Origin of the sequence: Novosphingobium umbonatum (assembly GCF_004005905.1) — a bacterium.
GTDB lineage: Bacteria > Pseudomonadota > Alphaproteobacteria > Sphingomonadales > Sphingomonadaceae > Novosphingobium > Novosphingobium umbonatum.
Genome location: NZ_SACO01000056.1, coordinates 1 through 422 on the forward strand (window position 1 = coordinate 1; position 422 = coordinate 422).

At 60.0% G+C, this 422-nt stretch carries 1 pseudogene; it reads left to right on the forward strand.

The window, feature by feature from the left end:
• Positions 1-177 precede the first annotated feature (177 nt).
• Positions 178-422, forward strand: a pseudogene (locus EOE18_RS18250) (IS21 family transposase); the annotation flags it as partial.

The following is a 422-nucleotide window of genomic DNA, read 5'->3' on the forward strand; positions in this document are numbered from 1 at the left end:
TGCGCATCTCCATACCGGCCAGCGGTCAAAACAGTCCGCACAGCAGGCCTGATACATGACCGCATCCGATCACACCCCGCGCGTCTCCGACAAACCTCGCACGACAGGGGGCATCCATACATGACCCATGCTTTCCTCGCCTCCGGCTGACAGTCGGGAGGCATCGGAGTGATCGACATGGACCTACTCAGTGTGATCCGCCGCTGGCACTTTCGCCAAGGCATTCCCATTCGCGAGATCAAGCGGCGTACCGGCTTGTCGCGCAACACGATCCGCAAATATCTTCGCGCCGACACGGTAGAGCCGGTGTTCAAAGTGCCAGATCGACCAAGTAAGCTGGACCCGTTTGCCGAGAAACTGACAGGTTGGCTACGGGTGGAGGCGGGCAAATCGCGCAAGCAGAAGCGGACAGCCAAGCAGCT